This is a genomic window from Streptomyces sp. NPDC045701 (assembly GCF_056432045.1).
On the sequence record NZ_JBWKJV010000001.1, the window covers coordinates 363,230 to 384,228 of the forward strand.

At 72.4% G+C, this 20,999-nt stretch carries 21 protein-coding genes; 12 read left to right on the forward strand and 9 right to left on the reverse strand.

Features of this window, described 5'->3' with window-relative positions; translation table 11 throughout:
• The first annotated feature begins 31 nt into the window (after window positions 1-31).
• On the forward strand, window positions 32-1,471 hold the full coding sequence (locus AC07DW_RS01850) for an NAD(P)H-quinone dehydrogenase (protein ID WP_478855623.1): 1,440 nt from the start codon (window positions 32-34) through the stop codon (window positions 1,469-1,471).
• 180 nt (window positions 1,472-1,651) lie between these two features.
• Window positions 1,652-2,623 carry a DeoR/GlpR family DNA-binding transcription regulator gene (locus tag AC07DW_RS01855; RefSeq protein WP_478855624.1) on the forward strand — a complete coding sequence of 324 codons (972 nt, stop codon included), beginning with the start codon at window positions 1,652-1,654 and terminating at the stop codon, window positions 2,621-2,623.
• 153 nt (window positions 2,624-2,776) lie between these two features.
• Here the strand turns inward: AC07DW_RS01855 and AC07DW_RS01860 are convergent, their stop codons facing one another.
• Together AC07DW_RS01860 and AC07DW_RS01865 are read right to left on the reverse strand one after the other, a co-directional pair.
• Entirely contained in the window at window positions 2,777-3,385 is a 609-nt protein-coding gene (locus AC07DW_RS01860; protein WP_478855625.1) for a TetR/AcrR family transcriptional regulator, read from the reverse strand.
• Between the two features lie 111 nt (window positions 3,386-3,496).
• Complete coding sequence (locus tag AC07DW_RS01865) at window positions 3,497-5,251, reverse strand: acetyl/propionyl/methylcrotonyl-CoA carboxylase subunit alpha (protein ID WP_478855626.1); 1,755 nt, start codon at window positions 5,249-5,251, stop codon at window positions 3,497-3,499.
• Window positions 5,252-5,608: 357 nt separating this feature from the next.
• Between AC07DW_RS01865 and AC07DW_RS01870 the strand changes: the two genes are divergently transcribed.
• Window positions 5,609-6,067 (forward strand): hypothetical protein, encoded by a 459-nt coding sequence (locus tag AC07DW_RS01870; protein ID WP_478855627.1) that lies wholly within the window; start codon window positions 5,609-5,611, stop codon window positions 6,065-6,067.
• Window positions 6,068-6,109: 42 nt separating this feature from the next.
• On the opposite strand, the gene AC07DW_RS01875 is transcribed toward AC07DW_RS01870, so the two are convergent.
• The 3 genes from AC07DW_RS01875 to AC07DW_RS01885 form a co-directional block, all read right to left on the reverse strand.
• A complete protein-coding gene (locus tag AC07DW_RS01875) occupies window positions 6,110-6,718 on the reverse strand; it encodes a Maf family protein (RefSeq protein WP_478855628.1) in 609 nt (202 codons plus the stop codon).
• A 57-nt stretch (window positions 6,719-6,775) separates the two neighbouring features.
• Window positions 6,776-6,904: a morphogenic membrane protein MmpB gene (gene mmpB / locus AC07DW_RS01880; RefSeq protein ID WP_268251468.1), complete on the reverse strand. Its 129-nt coding sequence runs from the start codon at window positions 6,902-6,904 to the stop codon at window positions 6,776-6,778.
• Window positions 6,905-6,974: 70 nt separating this feature from the next.
• Window positions 6,975-7,637 (reverse strand): TetR/AcrR family transcriptional regulator, encoded by a 663-nt coding sequence (locus tag AC07DW_RS01885; protein ID WP_478855629.1) that lies wholly within the window; start codon window positions 7,635-7,637, stop codon window positions 6,975-6,977.
• A gap of 31 nt (window positions 7,638-7,668) precedes the next feature.
• Between AC07DW_RS01885 and AC07DW_RS01890 the strand changes: the two genes are divergently transcribed.
• Complete coding sequence (locus tag AC07DW_RS01890; RefSeq protein WP_478855630.1) at window positions 7,669-8,814, forward strand: SGNH/GDSL hydrolase family protein; 1,146 nt, start codon at window positions 7,669-7,671, stop codon at window positions 8,812-8,814.
• Here the strand turns inward: AC07DW_RS01890 and AC07DW_RS01895 are convergent.
• Together AC07DW_RS01895 and AC07DW_RS01900 are read right to left on the reverse strand one after the other, a co-directional pair.
• Entirely contained in the window at window positions 8,811-9,020 is a 210-nt protein-coding gene (locus tag AC07DW_RS01895) for an acyl-CoA carboxylase epsilon subunit (protein WP_478855631.1), read from the reverse strand. The two genes, AC07DW_RS01890 and AC07DW_RS01895, sit on opposite strands and share 4 nt — an antisense overlap.
• 9 nt (window positions 9,021-9,029) lie before the next feature.
• The gene (locus tag AC07DW_RS01900; protein ID WP_478855632.1) at window positions 9,030-10,631 is read right to left on the reverse strand and encodes an acyl-CoA carboxylase subunit beta; all 1,602 of its coding nucleotides are present in this window, start codon (window positions 10,629-10,631) and stop codon (window positions 9,030-9,032) included.
• Between the two features lie 109 nt (window positions 10,632-10,740).
• Between AC07DW_RS01900 and AC07DW_RS01905 the strand changes: the two genes are divergently transcribed.
• From AC07DW_RS01905 to hutH, 5 genes are all read left to right on the forward strand, one after another.
• Entirely contained in the window at window positions 10,741-11,592 is an 852-nt protein-coding gene (locus AC07DW_RS01905) for a biotin--[acetyl-CoA-carboxylase] ligase (protein WP_478855633.1), read from the forward strand.
• Between the two features lie 108 nt (window positions 11,593-11,700).
• Window positions 11,701-12,861 (forward strand): adenylate/guanylate cyclase domain-containing protein, encoded by a 1,161-nt coding sequence (locus tag AC07DW_RS01910; protein ID WP_478855634.1) that lies wholly within the window; start codon window positions 11,701-11,703, stop codon window positions 12,859-12,861.
• 39 nt (window positions 12,862-12,900) lie between these two features.
• The gene (locus AC07DW_RS01915; RefSeq protein WP_478855635.1) at window positions 12,901-13,689 is read left to right on the forward strand and encodes an enoyl-CoA hydratase/isomerase family protein; all 789 of its coding nucleotides are present in this window, start codon (window positions 12,901-12,903) and stop codon (window positions 13,687-13,689) included.
• Window positions 13,690-13,794: 105 nt separating this feature from the next.
• Window positions 13,795-15,006, forward strand: coding sequence for a GGDEF domain-containing protein (locus AC07DW_RS01920; protein WP_478855636.1), 1,212 nt, complete (start codon window positions 13,795-13,797; stop codon window positions 15,004-15,006).
• A gap of 64 nt (window positions 15,007-15,070) precedes the next feature.
• On the forward strand, window positions 15,071-16,612 hold the full coding sequence (gene hutH, locus AC07DW_RS01925) for a histidine ammonia-lyase (protein ID WP_478855718.1): 1,542 nt from the start codon (window positions 15,071-15,073) through the stop codon (window positions 16,610-16,612).
• A 31-nt stretch (window positions 16,613-16,643) separates the two neighbouring features.
• On the opposite strand, the gene AC07DW_RS01930 is transcribed toward hutH, so the two are convergent.
• A complete protein-coding gene (locus AC07DW_RS01930; RefSeq protein WP_478855637.1) occupies window positions 16,644-16,934 on the reverse strand; it encodes a hypothetical protein in 291 nt (96 codons plus the stop codon).
• Between the two features lie 106 nt (window positions 16,935-17,040).
• On the opposite strand from AC07DW_RS01930, the gene AC07DW_RS01935 reads away from it, so the two are divergent.
• Together AC07DW_RS01935 and AC07DW_RS01940 are read left to right on the forward strand one after the other, a co-directional pair.
• Complete coding sequence (locus AC07DW_RS01935) at window positions 17,041-17,382, forward strand: hypothetical protein (protein ID WP_478855638.1); 342 nt, start codon at window positions 17,041-17,043, stop codon at window positions 17,380-17,382.
• A 214-nt stretch (window positions 17,383-17,596) separates the two neighbouring features.
• Entirely contained in the window at window positions 17,597-18,862 is a 1,266-nt protein-coding gene (locus AC07DW_RS01940) for a L,D-transpeptidase (protein ID WP_478855639.1), read from the forward strand.
• A gap of 92 nt (window positions 18,863-18,954) precedes the next feature.
• Here AC07DW_RS01940 and AC07DW_RS01945 read toward each other — a convergent pair whose 3' ends face one another.
• Window positions 18,955-19,815, reverse strand: a complete 861-nt coding sequence (locus tag AC07DW_RS01945) for a helix-turn-helix domain-containing protein (protein WP_478855640.1) — start codon at window positions 19,813-19,815, stop codon at window positions 18,955-18,957.
• A gap of 127 nt (window positions 19,816-19,942) precedes the next feature.
• On the opposite strand from AC07DW_RS01945, the gene AC07DW_RS01950 reads away from it, so the two are divergent.
• Complete coding sequence (locus tag AC07DW_RS01950) at window positions 19,943-20,989, forward strand: NAD(P)-dependent alcohol dehydrogenase (protein WP_478855641.1); 1,047 nt, start codon at window positions 19,943-19,945, stop codon at window positions 20,987-20,989.
• Window positions 20,990-20,999: the final 10 nt, after the last annotated feature.

Here is a 20,999-nt window from a genome sequence, read left to right on the forward strand (position 1 = left end):
TGCCGTGACGAGAGCGCGAGGCGTAACCCCTGTGACCCGGATCGTGATCATCGGTGGCGGACCCGGCGGATACGAGGCGGCCCTGGTGGGCGCCCAGCTCGGCGCGGAGGTGACCGTCGTCGACACCGACGGCCTCGGCGGCGCGTCCGTCCTGACCGACTGCGTACCCTCCAAGACCCTGATCGCCACGGCCGAGGTGATGACCACCTTCGACTCCTCCCACGAGGAGCTCGGCATCATCGTCGCGGACGACACCCCGCACCTGGAGCAGGCCGCCCGGATCGTCGGCGTCGACCTCGGCAAGGTCAACCGGCGGGTGAAGCGGCTCGCCCTCGCCCAGTCGCACGACATCACCGCCTCCGTCACCCGGGCCGGCGCGCGCGTGCTGCGCGGCCGGGGCCGGCTCGACGGCCGTCAGGCCACGGACGGATCCCGCCAGGTGATCGTCACGGCCGCCGACGGCAGCGAGGAGACCCTCACCGCCGACGCCGTGCTGATCGCGACCGGTGGCCACCCGCGGGAGATCCCCGACGCCCTGCCGGACGGCGAGCGCATCCTCAACTGGACCCAGGTGTACGACCTGGACGAGCTCCCCGAGGAGCTCATCGTGGTCGGTTCCGGCGTCACGGGCGCCGAGTTCGCCGGCGCCTACCAGGCGCTGGGCTCCCGGGTCACCCTGGTCTCGTCGCGCGACCGCGTGCTGCCCGGCGAGGACCCGGACGCGGCGGCCGTCCTGGAGGACGTCTTCCGGCGCCGCGGCATGAACGTCATGGCCCGCTCCCGCGCGCAGTCCGCCAAGCGCGTCGGGGACCGGGTGGAGGTCACGCTCGCCGACGGGCGGGTCATCTCCGGTACGCACTGCCTGATGGCCGTGGGCGCCATCCCGAACACCGCGGGGATGGGCCTGGAGGAGGCCGGCGTACGGCTCAAGGACTCCGGCCACATCTGGACCGACAAGGTCTCGCGCACCTCCGCGCCGGGCGTGTACGCGGCCGGTGACGTCACCGGCGTCTTCGCCCTGGCGTCGGTCGCCGCGATGCAGGGCCGCATCGCGATGTACCACTTCCTGGGCGACGCGGTGACCCCGCTGAACCTGAAGACGGTCTCCTCGAACGTCTTCACCGACCCCGAGATCGCCACGGTCGGCTACACGCAGGCGGACGTCGACGCGGGCAAGATCGACGCGCGCAGTGTGAAGCTGCCGCTGTTGCGCAACCCGCGCGCCAAGATGCAGGGCATCCGGGACGGCTTCGTCAAGATCTTCTGCCGCCCCGGCACCGGCATCGTGGTCGGCGGCTGTGTCGTCGCGCCGCGCGCCAGCGAGCTGATCCACCCCATCTCGATCGCGGTGGACAACAACCTGACGGTCGAACAGATCGCAAACGCCTTCACCGTGTACCCGTCCCTGTCGGGCTCGATCGCCGAGGTGGCACGACAGTTGCACACCCGGAAGACGTCCGCCGAGGCTTAGTCCGGCCCCCCGGGGCAGGGACAACACCCGGCAACCCCCGGCAAGTCGGGACATCGATCTATCAAGGAACGTTCCCGGACGGGCCCGCCTATACCACTTGGCGGGCCCCTCTGTTCGCAACTTCGCTTAATAGGCGCATACCGCTGCAAAGAAACGGTCGCTGGCGTTACTGTCAGTTTCGTGTTCGCTGCAGAACGTCGCCAGTTGATCCTTGAAATGGTGCGCGCCAACGGGGCGGTATCGCTCCGGGAGCTCGCCCGCGTCGTCCAGACCTCCGAAGTGACCGTACGGCGTGACGTGCGGGCACTGGAGGCAGAAGGACTCCTCGACCGCCGGCACGGCGGTGCGGTGCTGCCCGGCGGTTTTACGCGAGAGTCCGGCTTCCCGCAGAAATCCCATCTCGCGACCGCCGAGAAGACGGCCATCGCCGACGTGGCCGCCGGTCTCGTCGACGAGGGCGAGGCCATCGTGGTCGGCGCCGGGACCACCACGCAGGAACTGGCCCGCCGGCTCGCCCGCGTCCCCGGGCTGACCGTCGTCACCAACTCCCTGCTCGTCGCCCAGGCCCTGGCCCACGCCAACCGGGTGGAGGTCGTCATGACCGGCGGCACCCTGCGCGGGTCCAACTACGCGCTGGTGGGCAGCGGGGCCGAGCAGTCCCTCCAGGGGCTGCGGGTCTCGCGGGCGTTCCTGTCCGGGAGCGGGCTCACCGCCGAGCGCGGCCTGTCCACGTCCAACATGCTCTCCGCGAGCGTCGACCGGGCGCTGGTGCAGGCGGCGGCGGAGGTGGTGGTGCTGGCCGACCACACCAAGCTCGGTACGGACACCATGTTCCAGACCGTGCCGACGGACCTGATCACCCGGCTGGTCACCGACGAGCCGCCCGTCCACGACGACCGGGCGGGCACCGAGCTCCAGGCGCTGGCCGATCAGGGTGTCCAGATCACCGTGGCCGGCTCGGCGGCCGGCGCCTCCGGCGCGTCCGGGCCCGAGGGCGCCCCGCCCCCGGGCCGGCAGGGCCGCAGGGACGTGCCGCTGCCGGGCCAGCGCGGCCGCCACCCGGGCGGCCCGCAGCTGCGCAGCGCGTCCCTGTCGGGGGACGGCCAGCCCCCGGAGCGCGGCGCCCGGGTGGCGGACCTGCGCCGCCGCTGACGGGCCGGCCCCGCGCCCGGGCGTGTCGCGCTGACGGGGCGTGTCGCTCCGGTCGTCCTGACGGGACGTGTCGCTCCGGCGGGGCGTGTCGCCCTGACGGGCGGGGCCCTCCGGGGCGGCGGCGCCCCCAGCGGGTGGCGGCGCGACCCGCCGTCAGGCCCTCAGGCCCCGCAGCGTCAGGGTGAGCAGGCGGTCGGCCAGCTCCGGATCGTCCGGGGACTGCTCGGCGGCCAGGGCGATCGCGTTGGTGAGCTGCATCAGGTCGCCGATCGACACGTCCGCGCGTACCGCGCCCGCCTCCTGGGCGCGTACCAGCAGCCGCTCGCCCGCCGTGCGCATCGGCGTGCTGCACTGCGACAGGGCCGAACTGGCGTCGTGCGAGGCCGACATCAGCGCACGGGCGAGGCCCCGGTACTCGCCCGCGTGGGTGACGATGGCCCGCAGCCACTCCACCAGCGCCGTGCACGGCTGCTCCGCGCCGGCCAGGTCGCGGGACCGTTCCAGCAAGGTGTGCAGCGCGTCCTGGAAGACGGCGTTCATCAGCGCGTGCCGGTTGGGGAAGTGCCGGTACAGCGTGCCGATGCCGACTCCGGCGCGGCGCGCGACGTCCTCCAGCGACGCGTCGGTGCCGTGCTCCGCGAAGGCGGCCCGGGCCTCGGTCAGGAGCCGCTCGTGGTTGCGGCGGGCGTCGGCGCGCATGGGGCGCGGCGCACCCGGCGTTCCGTCCGCCGCGGTCCCGCTCGCCGCCGTGCTCGTCGCCATCGCGCCCGTCCTCCCTCGCGGCCCAGCCCCGCCTCCGTCTCCAGGATGCCATCGCGGACATGGCGAGGGGCCCGCCGGGCTGCTGCCGGCGGGCCCCCGTGGTGAGGTGCGTCAGTCCTTGATCTCGCAGATCGCGGCGCCGGACGTCACCGACGCGCCGACCTCCGCCGACAGACCCTTGACGGTGCCGGCGCGGTGGGCGTTGAGCGGCTGCTCCATCTTCATCGCCTCCAGGACGACGATCAGGTCGCCCTCCTTGACCTCCTGGCCCTCCTCCACGGCGACCTTGACGATCGTGCCCTGCATCGGGGAGGCGAGCGTGTCGCCCGAGGCGGCCGAGCCGGCCTTCTTGGCGGCGCGGCGCTTGGGCTTGGCGCCGGCGGCGAGGCCGGTGCGGGCCAGGCTCATGCCGAGTGAGGAGGGCAGGGAGACCTCCAGGCGCTTGCCCCCGACCTCGACGACGACGGTCTCACGGCCCGCCTCGTCCTCCGCATCGGCCTCGGCCGGCGCGGCGAACGGCTTGATCTCGTTGACGAACTCCGTCTCGATCCAGCGGGTGTGGACGCGGAACGGGTCGGCGGTGAACGCCGGGTCGGCGACGACCGCGCGGTGGAAGGGGATGGCGGTGGCCATGCCCTCGACCTGGAACTCGGCCAGGGCCCGTGCGGCCCGCTGCAGCGCCTGCTCACGGGTCGCCCCGGTGATGATCAGCTTGGCGAGCAGGGAGTCCCACGCCGGGCCGATGACGCTGCCGGACTCCACACCCGCGTCCAGGCGGACGCCCGGTCCGGTGGGCGGGGAGAAGCTGGTGACGGTGCCGGGGGCGGGCAGGAAGTTGCGGCCCGGGTCCTCGCCGTTGATGCGGAACTCGAAGGAGTGGCCGCGCACCGGCGGGTCGTCGTAGCCGAGCTCCTCGCCGTCGGCGATGCGGAACATCTCCCGCACCAGGTCGATGCCGGTGACCTCCTCGGTGACCGGGTGCTCGACCTGCAGACGGGTGTTGACCTCCAGGAAGGAGATCGTGCCGTCGGTGCCGACGAGGAACTCCACGGTGCCGGCGCCGACGTAGCCGGCCTCCTTCAGGATGGCCTTGGACGCGGCGTACAGCTCCGCGTTCTGCTCGGCGGTCAGGAACGGCGCCGGAGCCTCCTCGACCAGCTTCTGGTGGCGGCGCTGCAGCGAGCAGTCACGCGTGGAGACGACCACGACGTTGCCGTGCTTGTCGGCCAGGCACTGGGTCTCGACGTGCCGGGGCTTGTCGAGGTAGCGCTCGACGAAGCACTCGCCCCGGCCGAAGGCGGCGACCGCCTCGCGGACGGCCGAGTCGTACAGCTCGGGCACCTCTTCGAGGGTGCGGGCGACCTTCAGACCGCGCCCGCCGCCACCGAAGGCGGCCTTGATGGCGATCGGCAGGCCGTGCTCCCGGGCGAACGCGACGACCTCGTCGGCGCCGGACACCGGGTCGGACGTGCCGGCCACCAGCGGCGCGCCGGCGCGCTGGGCGATGTGACGGGCGGCGACCTTGTCACCGAGGTCGCGGATGGCCTGCGGCGGCGGGCCGATCCAGGTCAGCCCGGCGTCGATGACGGCCTGGGCGAACTCCGCGTTCTCGGAGAGGAATCCGTAACCCGGGTGGACGGCGTCCGCACCGGAATCCGCCGCGGCCTGCAGCACCTTGGCCATGTCCAGGTAACTGGCGGCCGGGGTGTCACCGCCCAGGGCGAACGCCTCGTCGGCCGCCCGGACGTGCAGGGCGTCCCGGTCCGGATCGGCGTAGACGGCTACGCTCCCGATCCCGGCGTCCCGGCAGGCACGGGCGACACGGACAGCGATTTCGCCACGGTTGGCGATGAGCACCTTGCGCACGATGGCTCCCTCCTTGAAACAAGCTGAGTTTAGGGACAGCCGACACGACGTTTCGACCCGTCCCCAATGGTGAGCTTGCCCACACGGAGCGTGATTCGAGGCGTAGTGGAGTCGTGAAATCCCTTGTCGCACCACGTTACGCAGGGCTTCTTGCCGGAACAGTAACCCGCCGGTGTGGTCAAGGTCTCTGTCTTCCCGGTCAGCACGGGATCCTGTTTCTTTGTGGAGTCCCTACGAATGGGCGAATGATTCTTTGCCGTCCGGTCAGAACCCTTGTCCCGAGGTTTACCAGTCAGTAGCCTGCGCGCTGTCGTCCGTACCGACTCGTCGCGGCAGGTAACAGGCAGGGGAGCGCCCATGGTGGCCCGCAGACCGACAGCTCTGGCGGCCGGGATCGTGCTGGTCCTGGAGGCGGTGGGGCTGGTGCTGTTGCACATGGTCCTCGCCAAGGTCCTCGCCGGTCAGCGGATGTCGCTGGACGAGCTCGACCCGGACCTGATGGTCACCGCGGTCTGGGTGATGGGCGGGGTCTTCGGGGCGTACGTGGCGCTGTGCGGGGTGCTGCTGGTGCGTCTCGGCGTGCGCGACCGCTGGCCGGGGCGGGCCGTGCGCATCCTGCTGATCTCCTGTGCGATCACGCACGGGGTGCTGGGCGCGGTGGCGGTGGGCCTGGTCGGGTGGGCGGCGTTCGCGTACCTGATGGTGGTGCTGGGGCTCGTCGTGGCGTCGCTGGTGCTGTACGCGCCGGAGGGCGAGGAGCCGGCGGGTGGGGAGCCGGCGCCGCCCGTGGAGCGGGGCGGCGTGGCGGCGGCGTGAGCGGGGCCGGGCGGGCCGGTCGCACGGGTCGGTGACGGCGGGTCAGTCCCACAGGTCGGTGATCGCGACGCCCAGTTCGCCGAGCAGACGGCGCAGCAGTGGCAGCGACAGGCCGATCACGTTGCCCGGGTCGCCGTCGATGCCGTCGATGAAGGGGGCGGAGCGGCCGTCCAGGGTGAAGGCGCCGGCCACGTGGAGGGGTTCGCCGCTGGCCACGTACGCCGCGATCTCCTCGTCCGTCGGGTCGCCGAAGCGGACCAGGGTGGAGGCGGTCGCGGAGGCGTAGCGCTTGGCGGTGGTGTCGTAGACGCAGTGGCCGGTCTGGAGGATGCCGGCGCGGCCGCGCATGGCCTTCCAGCGGGCGGTGGCCTCCTCGGCGTCGGCGGGCTTGCCGAGGGCCCGCTTGTCCAGTTCCAGCACCGAGTCGCAGCCGATGACGAGCGCGCCGCTCGCCTCCGGCCTGGCGGCCACGTGGGCGGCCTTGGCCTCGGCGAGGGAGAGCGCCAGTTCGGCCGGGGTGGGGGCGGTGAACCTGTCCTCGTCGATCCCGCTGACGATCACCTCGGGGGTGAGCCCGGCCTGGCGCAGCAGACCGAGGCGGGCGGGGGACTGGGAGGCCAGGACGAGGCGGCGGCGCTGAGCGGCAGTCATGGCGCCATCGTACGGAAGGCGCCCCGGTCGCCGGGGTCTTCGCCCGGCCGGGGCGGGTCAGTGCAGGCCCACCGCGAACATCGCCAGCACCATCGCCAGTGCCAGCACGATTCCCGCGCGGCGCAGCATCGCCTGCATGTCGCGCATCTCCTCGGGAGGTTCGTTCTCGGGGTCGGACCACAGCATTCCTCGATCGTGCGGCCCCCGCCCGCCCGGCGCCTGAGTACGCGTACTCAGGCGCCGGGGTGCTTCCGGACTAGTGCGGGACGGTGAAGACCCCGGCGCGGGTCGCCGCGAGTGCCGCCGCGACGGCCCGTCCGGCGTCGGCGGCGGTGAGCGGTTCGTGGCTGACCGCGAAGCGGTAGTAGAGCGGGGCGGACACGGCGCGGACGACCTCGACCGGGTCGGTGCCGGGTGGGGCCTCGCCGCGCTCGACGGCGCGCTCGACGGCGGTCGCCCAGGTACGCAGGCGGGTCTCGTAGAAGCGGCGCAGGGCGGCGGCGCACTCCTCGTCGCAGGCGGCCGCCGCGACGACGGCCCGGAAGACGGGGCCCATGCGGGGGTCGGTGAGGGTCGTGAGGACGAGGTCGGCGTTGGCGCGCAGGTCGCCCTCCAGGGCGCCGGTGTCCGAGGCGGGAACCGACCGTTCGGCCATGTCGTGCAGCAGGTCGGCGACCAGTCCCACCGGGGAGGCCCAGCGCCGGTAGACGGTGGTCTTGCCGACGCCGGCGCTCGTGGCGATCCGGTCCATGTTGAGGGCGTGGAAGCCCTCGGCGGCCAGTGCCTCCTGGGTGGCGCGGAGGACGGCGGCGCGCACCTTCGCGGTGCGCCCGCCGGGGCGTACGGTGCCGGGCGGCGATTCCAAATGGGCCTCCTGTTTCGTTTGTGGCGAGGACAGTGGTACGTTCGGGGCCAGCATAATGGAACTCTGATCCCATTAGGGAGTCCTGATGTACTGGACCGCCGCCTGGACCGCCTCTCCCCAGCCTCCCTCCACCGGGTTCACCCCCAACTGGTCGCAGGAGGGCTTCTCCGATCACACCGTCCGCCAGGTCCTGCGTGTCACCGCCGCGGGCGACCGCGTCCGCGTCCGCCTGTCGAACGCGTACGGCACCTCACCGCTGCACATCACCGGCGCCACCGTCGCCCGCGCCGGCACGGGCGCGGCCCTCCGCCCCGGCTCCGTCCACCACCTCACCTTCGGCGGCGAGCGCTCCGCCGTGATCGGCGCCCACGGACGGGCCGAGAGCGACCCCGCCCCACTGGCCCTGCGGCGCCTGGACCGGGTGACCGTCACCCTCCACCTGGCCGGCACCACCGGCCCGGCCACCTTCCACGCCCAGGGCTTCACCGACACCCACCGCGCCGCCGGCGACCACCGCGAAGAGGTCACGGGTGCCCCGTTCACCGAGACGACCCAATCCTGGTACTACCTGACCGGGGTCGACGTGAGCGGACCCGGCGTCCCCGCGCCGGGCGTCGTCCTGTTCGGCGACTCCCTCACCGACGGCTTCGGCTCCACCCCGAACACCGACCGCCGCTGGTCCGACGCCCTCGCCGAACGGGTCGACCGCCCCGTGCTCAACGCCGGGATCGGCGGCAACCTGCTGCTCAACGACTCCGCCTGGTTCGGCGAGCGCTCCTCCGCCCGCTTCCACCGCGACGCCCTCGACCTCCCCGGAGCCGGGACCGTCGTCCTCCTCCAGGGGCTCAACGACATCGGCTTCAGCGAGGCGGCGGACCAGCCCACCTACCGGCCCGCCCCCGTCCTGGCGGCCGCCGACCTGGTCACCGGGTACCGCCGGCTCATAGGGGCCGCGCACGCCCGGGGCGTACGCATCGTCGGCGCGACCATCCTGCCCTTCAAGGGCACCACCCACTGGGGCGCGCACGCCGCGAAGGTCGGCGCCGAGGTCAACGACTGGATCCGCGAGTCCGGCGAGTTCGACGCGGTCGTCGACCTCCACCGGCTCATGGCGGACCCGGCCGACCCCGACCGGCTCAACCCCGCCTACGCGTACGAGGACGGCCTCCACCCGGACGACGCGGGATACCGCGTCATGGCGGAGGCCGTCGTGCCGGTGCTTGCCTTCTAGGCCGGCCGGAAGGAGCGCGCCCACGACCGCGGGCCCGGGTGGGGGCGGTGCGTGTGGGCGATCCTCGCCGGGTCCGACCAGCCCTCGGGGACGCGCTCCGCGCCGCCGGAGGCCGCCGAGGCGGACGCGGCGGCGCGCGCCTGGACCACCGCCAGGGCCGCGGCCAGCTCCTCCGGGGTCGGGTTGCCCCGCAGAACCTTGATCATGGGGGCTCCTTAGAGGGGGATGTTGCCGTGCTTCTTCGGAGGCAGGTTTTCCCGCTTCGTACGCAACTGACGCAGGCCCTTGACGATCTGGGCCCGGGTCTCGGACGGCATGATCACCGCGTCGATGTAACCGCGCTCGGCCGCCGTGTACGGGTTGAGCAGGGCGTCCTCGTACTCCTGGATCAGCCGCGCGCGGGTCGCCTCGACATCGTCGGCCTCGGCGATGGTGCGGCGGTGCAGGATGTTCACGGCGCCCTGCGCGCCCATCACCGCGATCTGCGCGGTCGGCCACGCCATGTTGAGGTCGGCGCCCAGGTGCTTGGAGCCCATGACGTCGTACGCCCCGCCGAACGCCTTGCGCGTGATCACGGTGATCAGCGGGACGGTCGCCTCGGCGTACGCGTAGATCAGCTTGGCGCCGCGCCGGATGATGCCCTCGTGCTCCTGGCCGACGCCCGGAAGGAAGCCCGGCACGTCGACGAAGGTGAGCACCGGGATGTTGAACGCGTCGCAGGTGCGGACGAAACGGGCCGCCTTCTCGGAGGCGTCGATGTCCAGACACCCCGCGAACTGCATCGGCTGGTTGGCGACGACACCGACCGGGTAGCCCTCGACCCGCCCGAAGCCGGTGAGGATGTTCGGCGCGAACATGCCCTGGGTCTCCAGGAACTCGCCGTCGTCCAGGACGTGCTCGATGACGGTGTGCATGTCGTACGGCTGGTTCGCCGAGTCCGGGATGAGGACGTCCAGCTCCCGGTCCTCGTCGCTGGGCTCCAGGTCCGCCACCTCCGGGAAGGCGGGCGCCTCGGAGAGGTTGTTCGACGGCAGGTACGACAGCAGGGACTTGACGTACTCGATGGCGTCCTTCTCGTCCCCCGCCATGTGGTGCGCCACACCGGAGGTGGTGTTGTGCGTCCGGGCGCCGCCCAGCTCCTCGAAGCCGACGTCCTCGCCCGTCACCGTCTTGATGACGTCGGGGCCGGTGATGAACATGTGCGAGGTCTGGTCGACCATCACCGTGAAGTCGGTGATGGCGGGGGAGTACACGGCGCCTCCGGCGCACGGCCCCACCACCAGGCTGATCTGCGGGATCACCCCCGAGGCATGGGTGTTGCGGCGGAAGATCTCGCCGTACATCCCGAGAGCCATGACGCCCTCCTGGATGCGGGCGCCGCCCGAGTCGTTGATCCCGACGACCGGGCAGCCCGTCTTCAGGGCGAAGTCCATCACCTTGATGATCTTCTGCCCGAACACCTCGCCGAGAGCGCCGCCGAAGACCGTGAAGTCCTGCGAGAACACCGCGACGGGGCGGCCGTCGACCGTTCCGTACCCGGTGACGACACCGTCTCCGTACGGGCGGTTCTTCTCCAGGCCGAAGCTGGTGGAGCGGTGCCGGGCGAACTCGTCGAGCTCGACGAAGGAGTCCTCGTCCAGCAACAGGGCGATCCGCTCCCGTGCCGTCAACTTGCCCTTCGCGTGCTGCTTCTCGACGGCGCGCTCGGAGCCCGCGTGCGTCGCCTCGTCGATACGGCGCTGCAGATCCGCGAGCTTGCCCGCGGTCGTATGGATGTCGATCTTCTGGGGCTCTTGGGGCTTGGCCGGCTCGGACATCGGGATGGCGCTCCCTGCCTGGTCACGGGTTCGTTGGCTACTGACCCGTAGCGTATCGGCGGCGATACCGTTCGGCAGTGCGGTGTTTACCACACCTACGCTGGCTTGCATGACGCCCTCACTTGGTCCAGGGAGCCCCTGGTCGGACCTCGAACGACCGCCCCTGAACGCCCCTTCCCTGCGCCGCGCCCTCGTCCGCACCGGCGGCCTGTGGACCTCCCTCGACATCGTGCCCGCCACCGGCTCCACCAACTCCGACCTCGCCGCCCGCGCCGCCGGCCTGCCCGAGGGCGCCGTGCTGGTCGCCGAGGAGCAGACGGCCGGGCGCGGCCGGCTGGACCGCGTCTGGTCCGCGCCCGCCCGTTCGGGCCTGTTCTTCTCCGTCCTGCTCAAGCCGGACGTCCCCGTCGCCCGACTGGCCTGGCTGCCGCTGCTCACCGGAGTCGCCGCCGCCACCGGCCTGGCGCGTGCCGCCGGCGTGGACATGGCGCTGAAGTGGCCCAACGACCTGATGGTGAAGGTCGGCGGCGAGGAGCGGAAGACCGGCGGCATCCTCGCCGAGCGCGCCGGCGACGACGGCGTCGTCGTGGGACTGGGCCTCAACGTCACCCTCCACGAAAAGGAGCTGCCCGTCCCCACCGCCGGCTCCCTCCTCCTCGCCGACGCGATCTCCACCGACCGCGACCCGCTGCTGCGCGCCGTCCTGCGCTCCCTGGAGCGGTGGTACGGCCGGTGGACCGCCGCCGGCGGCGACCCGGCGGCGTCCGGGCTCCAGGAGGCGTACGCGGCGGGCTGCGCGACCCTCGGCCGTACCGTCCGCGCCGAGCTGCCCGGCGACCGCACGCTCACCGGTGAGGCGGTCGCCATCGACGGGGACGGCCGGCTGGTGGTGGCGCCGCCCGGCGGGGAAAGGGAGCCCGTGGGCGCGGGCGACGTCGTGCATCTGCGCCCGGTGGACTGACGCGCTGGGTCGTCGGGACGTGAGCCAGGGCACACCTGCCGTATCGTGGACGACGATCCAGCTACAGATCGGCAGGACAGTGCGCAGGGAACGGGCAGGAGGCGGCCGGTGACCGTCGACGACGCGAACTCGGGCGGGTCCGGGTCCGGGCCGGGCGGGGCGGAGTACCCCACCCCCCACCATGTCGTCGATCACACGGCGGAGCCGACCGACGACCCCCTGGCCATCCGGCTGGAGCAGCTGATCCTCGGCGCCGAGCGGCGCTACACCCCCTTCCAGGCGGCCCGCACCGCCGGGGTGTCCATGGACCTGGCCTCCAGGTTCTGGCGGGCCATGGGCTTCGCCGACATCGGGCAGGCCAAGGCCCTGACCGAGGCGGACGTGCTGGCGCTGCGGCGGCTGGCCGGTCTGGTCGAGGCGGGCCTGCTGAGCGAGCCGATGGCCGTTCAGGTGGCCCGGTCCACCGGCCAGACCACCGCCCGGCTGGCCGAATGGCAGATCGATTCCTTCCTGGAGGGTCTCACCGAGCCGCCCGAGCCCGGGATGACCCGCACCGAAGTGACGTATCCGCTGGTCGAGCTGTTGCTGCCGGAGCTCCAGGAGTTCCTGGTGTACGTGTGGCGGCGGCAGCTCGCCGCGGCGACCGGGCGGGTGGTGCAGGCCGCCGACGACGAGGAGATGGTGGACCGGCGTCTGGCGGTCGGCTTCGCGGACCTCGTCGGCTTCACCCGGCTCACCCGGCGCCTGGAGGAGGAGGAGCTGGGCGAGCTGGTCGAGGCGTTCGAGACCACCTCCGCCGACCTGGTCGCCGCGCACGGCGGGCGGCTGATCAAGACGCTGGGCGACGAGGTGCTCTACGCGGCCGACGACGCCGGTACGGCGGCCGAGATCGCACTGCGGCTCATCGAGACGCTCACCCACGACGAGACGATGCCCGCGCTGCGCGTCGGAATCGCCTTCGGCACGGTCACGACCCGGATGGGCGACGTCTTCGGTACGACGGTGAACCTGGCGAGCCGGCTCACCTCAATAGCGCCCAAGGACGCGGTCCTGGTCGACGGGGCGTTCGCGAAGGAGCTGTCGCGCACCGGTGAGGCCCCGGTGTCGGAGGCCCAGGTCGCGGAGGAGGTGGCGCGCGCGGAGAAGGAGGGCGAGGCGCCGCCGTCGTACCGCTTCGCGCTCCAGCCCATGTGGCAGCGGCCGGTGCGCGGGCTGGGCGTGATCGAACCCTGGCTGCTGAGGAGGCGGGAGCCTAAGATCCCCGGATAGCGGTCGCTAACGTTCGTTAACCGGGAGGGTGTGTCACGCATGTCCGAGCAGCGCTTCGGGGAATTCGTCGCCGTACGCCGTCATGAGTACGTGGCGGAGCTGGTCCTCGACCGGCCCAAGGCCATGAACGCCGTCTCGACGGAGATGGCCCGCTCCATCGGCGCCGCCTGCGAGGCGCTGGCCGCCGATCCCTCGGTGCGGGTGACGGTGCTGACCTCCTCCAACGACAAGGCGTTCTGCGTGGGCGCCGACCTCAAGGAGCGCAACTCCCTCACCGACGCCGAGCTGGTGCGCCAGCGGCCGGTGGCGCGCGGCGCGTACACCGGGGTGCTGGAGCTGCCGATGCCGGCCGTCGCGGCGGTGCACGGCTTCGCGCTGGGCGGCGGGTTCGAGCTCGCGCTCGCCTGCGACCTGATCGTGGCCGACGCCACGGCGATCGTCGGGCTGCCGGAGGTGTCGGTGGGTGTGATCCCCGGCGGCGGCGGCACGCAGCTGCTGCCGCGCCGGGTGGGAGCCGCCCGGGCGGCGGAGCTGGTGTTCACCGCGCGCCGCGTGGGGGCGGCCGAGGCGGAGTCGCTGGGGCTGGTCGACCGGCTCGTGGACGACGCCCGGGAGGGCGCGCTGGAGCTGGCCGCGCGGATCGCCGCCAACTCGCCGGTCGGGCTGCGGGCCGCCAAGCGGGCCATGCGGCTGGGCCACGGGCTGGACCTGCGGGCGGGCCTGGAGGTGGAGGACGCGGCGTGGCGGTCGGTGGCCTTCTCGGGCGACCGCGCCGAGGGAGTGGCGGCCTTCAACGAGAAGCGGAAGCCGGAGTGGCCCGGGCAGTGATCCGGCACGCCCGGCCGGAGCGCGGCATCGACCCGGCGCATGTGGCCGCGGTGGCCGGAGTGCCCCGGGGAGTGAAAAGTCGAGGATGCTCCCTAAGCTTGAGGAATGGGTGAGGATGTCCGGCTACGCGCTGTAGTGGCGCTCGCGCAGGCCATGGCGTCGGCGCACACTCCGCGCGAGACCTGGCGGGCGGCCGCGCTGGGCGCCCGGGACGCGCTCGGCGGGTCGTTCGCCGCGCTCTCGACGTGGGAGCGCGATTTGGGCCGGCTCAAGGTGCTGGTGAACGCGGGTGCGCGGACGCCGGACGAGGAGGAGTTCCCCGACTCCGAGACGTACCCGGTCCACCAGTTCTGCGAGATCACCGAGTTCCTGCACGAGCGGTGGGCGGTCGGCGGGGAGCCGAACGCCTGGGTGGAGACCGCCGCGGAGCGGGAGGCGGTGTCCGGCGAGCCGGAGTACGCCGCGCTGCGCGGCCGGGTCGCGGCGCTGCGGCGGCGCGGCCGGGGCTGCTGTGTGGTCGCGCCGATAGTGATGCACGGCCGGGCCTGGGGCGAGCTGTACGTGGCGCGGCCGGTCGGCGCGCCGGTGTTCGACCGCCATGACGCGGACTTCGCGACCGTCCTCGCGTCGGTGGTCGCGGCCGGGATCGCGCAGACCGAGCGGCTGGAGGAGGTCCGCAGGCTGGCCTTCACCGATCCGCTCACCGGGCTCGCCAACCGGCGGGCGGTGGACATGCGGCTGGACGGTGCCGTGGAGCGCTTCCTCGCGGACGGGACGGTGGTCAGTCTGGTGGTGTGCGACCTCAACGGCCTCAAGCGGGTCAACGACACCCTCGGGCACGCGGTGGGGGACCGGCTGCTGGAGCGGTTCGGGTCGGTCCTGTCGTACTGCGGGGCGATGCTGCCGGGCGCGCTGGCGGCGCGGCTGGGCGGGGACGAGTTCTGCCTGGTGTCGGTGGGGCCGGAGGCGGACGAGGTGGTGGCCGCCGCGGAAGAGCTGTGCGCACGCGCCGGTGACCTGGAGCTGGGCGAGGGCGTGGCGTGCGGGGTGGCGTCGACCGGTGACCCGATCGGGCCGGTGCCGTCGGCGCGGCGGCTGTTCCGGCTGGCGGACGCGGCGCAGTACCGGGCGAAGGCGGCGCGGTCCGCCAAGCCGGTGGTGGCCGGCCGCGACGGCACGGTGATCGCGCTGGCGGACCACCCGCCGGCCCTCGCGCGCGACCGCCGCCGCTTCCGCGACGCCCCAGCGGACCCGACCGCGACCGCGGGGCTCCCCGCGCCGCCGGACGCCCCGGGCGGCGGGGACCCGGCCGGGTAAGGGGCTCAGGGAAGGCGGGGTAGTGACACGTTGGGATTCAGTCCGTACGCTGCTGAATATGGATATGCACACAGTCGTGGTGGGGACGTCCGGTACCACCGACCAGGACGTCATCGCCGTGGCCCGCGGCAACGCCCGTGTCGAGCTCTCCCCGGAGGCGCTCGCCGCGCTCGCCAAGGCCCGCGAGATCGTCGACGCCCTCGCCGCCAAGCCCGAGCCCGTCTACGGCGTGTCCACCGGCTTCGGCGCGCTCGCCACCCGCCACATCAGCCCCGAGCTGCGGGCCCGGCTCCAGCGCAACATCGTGCGCTCGCACGCCGCCGGCATGGGCGCGCCCGTGGAGCGCGAGGTCGTACGGGCCCTGATGTTCCTGCGGCTGAAGACCGTCTGCTCCGGCCGCACCGGCGTCCGGCCCCAGGTCGCGCAGACCATGGCGGACGTACTCAACGCCGGGATCACCCCGGTCGTCCACGAGTACGGCTCCCTCGGCTGCTCCGGTGACCTCGCGCCCCTCAGCCACTGCGCGCTCACCCTGATGGGCGAAGGCGACGCCGAGGGCCCCGACGGGCGCGTCCGCCCCGCCGGGGAACTCCTCGCCGAGCACGGCATCGAGCCCGTGGAGCTGCGCGAGAAGGAGGGCCTGGCGCTCCTCAACGGCACCGACGGCATGCTCGGCATGCTGATCATGGCCCTGGCCGACCTGGACAGGCTCTACAAGTCCGCCGACATCACCGCCGCCCTGTCGCTCGAGGCGCTCCTCGGCACGCACAAGGTCCTCGCGCCCGAGCTGCACGCCATCCGCCCGCACCCCGGCCAGGGCGCCGCCGCCGCGAACATGCTCGCCGTGCTCCAGGGCTCCGGGCTCACCGGTCACTTCCAGCAGGACGAGGCCCCGCGCGTCCAGGACGCCTACTCGGTGCGCTGCGCCCCCCAGGTGGCCGGCGCGGGCCGCGACACCATGGCGCACGCCCGGCTCGTCGCCGAGCGCGAGCTCGCCGCCGCGGTGGACAACCCGGTCGTCCTGCCGGACGGCCGGGTCGAGTCCAACGGCAACTTCCACGGCGCGCCCGTCGCCTACGTGCTGGACTTCCTCGCCATCGCCGCCGCCGACCTCGGCTCCATCGCGGAGCGCCGCACCGACCGGCTGCTGGACAAGAACCGCTCCCACGGCCTGCCGCCGTTCCTCGCCGACGACGCGGGCGTCGACTCCGGCCTGATGATCGCCCAGTACACGCAGGCCGCCCTGGTCAGCGAGCTGAAGCGGCTCGCCGTCCCGGCCTCCGCCGACTCCATCCCGTCCTCCGCCATGCAGGAGGACCACGTCTCCATGGGCTGGTCGGCCGCGCGCAAGCTGCGCACCGCCGTCGGCAACCTCGGCCGGATCATCGCCGTGGAGCTGTACGCCGCGACCCGGGCCATCGAGCTGCGCGAGGGACTCACCCCGGCGCCCGCCTCCCGGGCCGCGATCGAGGCGCTGCGCGCGGCCGGCGTCCAGGGTCCCGGGCCGGATCGTTTCCTCGCCCCCGACCTGGAGGCCGCCGACGCCTTCGTGCGCGAGGGCGGGCTCGTCGAGGCCGTGGAGAAGGTCACCGGCCCGCTGGCCTGATCCGGAACTCCACGCGCGGGGGCGCGCCCCGTCACAGGACGGTGCGCGCCCCGCGTCGTACGGCGAAGGCCACCAGTCCCGTACCGAGCCCCAGGAAGGCGGTGCCGGCGAGGACGTACGGGGTGGTGTCCACGCCTCCGGTGTCGGCGAGCACGAGCTCGCCGGACGCCCCGGCGGGGGACACGACCGCGGACGCTCTCGTCTCGTGCCGCTCCGCGGGTGGCCGTTCAACGGTGGCGTTGGCCGAAGGGACGAACCACAGCGCGCCGAGCAGGGTCCCGGCGGCGGTGGCGGTCAGCAGCGGTCGACGTGCGACGGACACAGATTCAGATCCCCTTGCGGAACCGAGAATTGACTGGTGCGCCGATGCTAATGAACACAGCGGGTCGTAGGAAAGTCGCGGCTCCGGGCAGCTTACGCTCCGTCATATGAGCCCTGCTGAGACATCACGGTATGTGCGCCTTCGGGTGGAACTCCTGCTGGACGTGACGGACGGCGGTCAACTCGCCGCAGCCGCGCTGGAGCGCGTGGAAGCCGACGAATTCATGCCGGACGAGGAGCGTACGCACGCCCGGTCCGCGGTACGAGAAGACGAAGCGGAAGCTCTCGCCTACCTCGTCGAGCCGGTCGATCTGGTCGGCCGGGTGCCGGGCGTCGAGCTCGCCCAGGCGTCGTGGACCAGCGAGCGGGTCGAGCGCGACTCCGACGCGGAGATGTGGGAGCTGGACGAGGAGGATGATGAGGACCACCTCGACGACGTACGGCCGTAGCGTGTGAGACTCGACACGTTCCGGGTCCCGGACGGCCGCCTCCGGGGGCGGGGTCCGGGGCCCGCTTCCCGCGCGTCCGCTTGCCCCGGGAAGATCGGGAACCGGTGGACACCCGGGTGCGTCGATCAGTGGTGTTCCCCACATCCGAGCCTGATGGGGAACCGGACGGGTTGTTATGGGTGTTGTTGAGACAGTTGGCAGGGATTCGGCGACGATGGAGAAGCGTGTGATGACGGACAGCAAGCGGCGCGGGGGCCTGACGGCCGCGTCCGCACTGCTCGGCGGCGTTCTGGTGCTCACCGGCTGCAGCGGCGGTGAGGAGAAGGCCGACGCCTCCGACGGCTCGAAGACGTCACAGTCCCAGGTCGACGCGGCAGCGGCGAAGGACGCCTCGCAGGCCCGAATAGCGATCACTCCGAAGAACGGCGCGCAGAACGCCGGCATCAACGACGACGCCAAGGTCACCGTCAGCGAGGGCACGCTCACCCAGGTGACCATGACCGCGCCGGACGGCACCGCCGTCAAGGGCGAGATGGCCGCCGACGGCAAGAGCTGGAAGCCCACCGAGCAGCTGGAGCGGGCCACCACCTACAAGATCGCCGTCTCGGCGAAGGACTCCGAGGGCCGGGAGGCCCACGAGAACTCGTCCTTCACCACCGTGTCGAAGGAGAACAGCTTCATCGGGAACTACACCCCCGAGGGAGGCTCCACGGTCGGCGTCGGCATGCCGGTCTCCATCAACTTCAACAAGCCGATCACGGACAAGAAGGCCGTCCAGTCCGGCATCAGCGTGTCCTCCAGCAGCGGCCAGGAAGTCGTCGGCCACTGGTTCAACTCCCAGCGCCTGGACTTCCGCCCCGAGAACTACTGGGCCGAGGGCTCCAAGGTCACGCTGAAGCTCGACCTCGACGGCGTCGAGGGCTCCGACGGCGTCTACGGCGTCCAGCAGAAGACCGTCACCTTCACCATCGGCCGCAACCAGGTCTCCACCGTCGACGCCGCCGCCAAGACCATGACGGTCACCCAGGACGGCAAGACGGTCAAGACCATCCCGATCTCCGCCGGCGCGCCCGAGAACCCGACCTACAACGGCCAGATGGTCATCTCCGAGAAGTTCAAGGAGACCCGGATGGACGGCTCGACGGTCGGCTTCACCAAGGAGGACGGCAAGGGCGAGTACGACATCAAGGACGTGCCGCACGCCATGCGGCTGTCCACGTCGGGCACCTTCATCCACGGCAACTACTGGGGCTCCGACTCCATCTTCGGCAACGTCAACACCAGCCACGGCTGCGTGGGCCTGAACGACGCCAAGGGCGCGGACGACCCGAGCCAGCCGGGCGCGTGGTTCTTCGACAACTCGATCGTCGGTGACGTGGTCGTCGTCAAGAACTCCAAGGACAAGACCATCGCCCCGGACAACGGCCTCAACGGCTGGAACATGAGCTGGGCGGAGTGGAAGGCCGGCTCCGCGGTCTGATCCACCGGTACGACAGCGGGCGGCGGTCCTCCTCACGGAGGGCCGCCGCCCTCGTCGTACGGGAACCGCCCGCGTGGTGCGGGGCGGGCCGGTCAGCGGGCGGTCGCGACCTCGTCCACGCCCCAGTGCGCCAGCAGCCGCAGCGCCTCGGCCGAGGGGGAACCCGGTTCCGCCGTGTAGGTCACCAGCGCCAGGTCCTGGTCGTCCGGCACCCGCAGCGTCTCGTACGTGAGCGTGATCTCGCCCACCAGTGGATGGCGCAGCCGCTTGGTGCCGTGGCCCTTGTCCTGCACCAGGTGCGCCGCCCACAGCGTCCGGAACTCCTGGCTCTTCAGGGACAGCTCCCCCACCAGCGCCGACAGCTGCGGGTCGTCCGCCCAGCAGCCCGCGTACATCCGCAGCACGCTCACGACCTCCGTCGCCTTCGCGTCCCAGTCGGCGTACAGGTCCCGGGCGTTGGGCGCGAGGAACACCTGCCAGGCCATGTTCCGCTCGTGCGGCTCCAGCGCCGCGAAGTCGCCGAGCAGCGCCCGTGCCATCCGGTTCCACGCGATGATGTCCAGCCGCCGACCCAGCAGATAGGCGGGCACCCCGTCCATCGCGTCGAGCAGGTGCTGGAGCTGTGGCCGCACCGTGTGCGCCCGGCCTGCCGCCGCGCGCTTCTTCTTCCGGTGCGTCGGCTTCGCCAGGTGCGTCAGATGGGCCCGCTCGGCGTCCGTCAGCCGCAGCGCCCGGGCGATGGCGTCCAGCACCTCGACGGAGACGTTGCGCCCGTTGCCCTGCTCCAGGCGCGTGTAGTACGCCACCGAGACCCCGGCCAGCTGTGCCAGCTCCTCCCGGCGCAGCCCCGGCACCCGGCGGTGCCGCCCGAAGTCGGGCAGCCCGACGTCCTCCGGCTTCAGCCGGGCCCGCCGGGAACGGAGGAATTCGCTCAAGTCGGCACGCTGATCCATACCGCAAGTATTCCGGGTCGTACGCACGGGCGCGGGGCCGAGCCTGTCCCTGCCAGTGGTACGCACACCGGTCGTACGCCGCACAGAGGGCTGGGTGACCTGCCAGGACACCGGCAGGCTCGTAGCCATGACCACGAACGTTCCCGCATACGCAGCCCCCGCCGCCAACGCCCCGCTGGAGCGCGTCACCGTTCCCCGCCGGGCGGTCGGCGAGCACGACGTGCTGATCGAGATCAAGTACGCCGGGATCTGCCACTCCGACATCCACCAGGCCCGCGACGGCTGGGGTGAGGGCATCTTCCCGATGGTGCCCGGCCACGAGATCGCCGGCGTCGTCACCGAGGTGGGCCCCGGCGTGACGAAGTACCGGGCCGGGGACCGCGTCGGCGTCGGCTGCTTCGTGGACTCCTGCCGTCGGTGCGCGTACTGCCGCCAGGGCCTGGAGCAGTACTGCGTCGAGGGCATGACCGGTACGTACAACGCCCTCGACCGCGACGGCGAGCCGACCTACGGCGGGTACTCCACCCACATCGTCGTCGACGAGAACTACGCCGTCCGCATCCCCGACGGCCTCGCCCTCGACGTCGCCGCACCGCTGCTGTGCGCAGGCATCACCCTCTACTCGCCGCTCGCCCACTGGAACGCCGGCCCCGGCAAGAACGTCGCCGTCGTCGGCCTCGGCGGTCTCGGCCACATGGGCGTGAAGATCGCCCACGCGATGGGCGCCGAGGTCACCGTCCTCAGCCAGACCCTCCGCAAGGAGGCGGACGGCCGCAAGCTGGGCGCCGACCACTTCTACGCGACCGGCGACCCGGAGACCTTCACCAAGCTCGCGGGCACCTTCGACCTGATCGTCTCCACCGTCTCCGCGCCCCTGGACCTCGACGCCTACCTGGGTCTGCTGAGGACCGGCGGCACGCTGGTGAACGTCGGCGCCCCGGAGGAGCCCGTGTCGCTGAACCTCTTCTCCGTGATCACCGGCCGCAAGACCCTCGCCGGCTCGATGATCGGCGGGATCGCCGAGACCCAGGAGATGCTCGACTTCTGCGCCGAGCACGGCCTGGGCGCCGAGATCGAGCTGATCACCGCCGACCGGATCAACGAGGCGTACGAGCGGGTGCTGAGGAGCGACGTCCGCTACCGCTTCGTCATCGACGCCTCGACGATCCGATGACCTCCGGGGT

Excerpts from the sequence above, each read along its gene's own strand:
- AC07DW_RS01935 (WP_478855638.1), top strand. The coding sequence starts at position 17,041 with ATGAGCCCTGCTGAGACATCACGGTATGTGCGCCTTCGGGTGGAACTC.
- AC07DW_RS01950 (WP_478855641.1), top strand. The coding sequence starts at position 19,943 with ATGACCACGAACGTTCCCGCATACGCAGCCCCCGCCGCCAACGCCCCG.
- AC07DW_RS01905 (WP_478855633.1), top strand. The coding sequence starts at position 10,741 with ATGACGCCCTCACTTGGTCCAGGGAGCCCCTGGTCGGACCTCGAACGA.
- AC07DW_RS01895 (WP_478855631.1), bottom strand. The coding sequence starts at position 9,020 with ATGATCAAGGTTCTGCGGGGCAACCCGACCCCGGAGGAGCTGGCCGCG.
- AC07DW_RS01860 (WP_478855625.1), bottom strand. The coding sequence starts at position 3,385 with ATGGCGACGAGCACGGCGGCGAGCGGGACCGCGGCGGACGGAACGCCG.
- mmpB (WP_268251468.1), bottom strand. The coding sequence starts at position 6,904 with ATGCTGTGGTCCGACCCCGAGAACGAACCTCCCGAGGAGATGCGCGAC.
- hutH (WP_478855718.1), top strand. The coding sequence starts at position 15,071 with ATGCACACAGTCGTGGTGGGGACGTCCGGTACCACCGACCAGGACGTC.
- AC07DW_RS01875 (WP_478855628.1), bottom strand. The coding sequence starts at position 6,718 with ATGACTGCCGCTCAGCGCCGCCGCCTCGTCCTGGCCTCCCAGTCCCCC.
- AC07DW_RS01915 (WP_478855635.1), top strand. The coding sequence starts at position 12,901 with ATGTCCGAGCAGCGCTTCGGGGAATTCGTCGCCGTACGCCGTCATGAG.
- AC07DW_RS01885 (WP_478855629.1), bottom strand. The coding sequence starts at position 7,637 with ATGCTGGCCCCGAACGTACCACTGTCCTCGCCACAAACGAAACAGGAG.
- AC07DW_RS01900 (WP_478855632.1), bottom strand. The coding sequence starts at position 10,631 with ATGTCCGAGCCGGCCAAGCCCCAAGAGCCCCAGAAGATCGACATCCAT.
- AC07DW_RS01940 (WP_478855639.1), top strand. The coding sequence starts at position 17,597 with ATGGAGAAGCGTGTGATGACGGACAGCAAGCGGCGCGGGGGCCTGACG.
- AC07DW_RS01870 (WP_478855627.1), top strand. The coding sequence starts at position 5,609 with ATGGTGGCCCGCAGACCGACAGCTCTGGCGGCCGGGATCGTGCTGGTC.
- AC07DW_RS01890 (WP_478855630.1), top strand. The coding sequence starts at position 7,669 with ATGTACTGGACCGCCGCCTGGACCGCCTCTCCCCAGCCTCCCTCCACC.
- AC07DW_RS01920 (WP_478855636.1), top strand. The coding sequence starts at position 13,795 with ATGGGTGAGGATGTCCGGCTACGCGCTGTAGTGGCGCTCGCGCAGGCC.
- AC07DW_RS01945 (WP_478855640.1), bottom strand. The coding sequence starts at position 19,815 with ATGGATCAGCGTGCCGACTTGAGCGAATTCCTCCGTTCCCGGCGGGCC.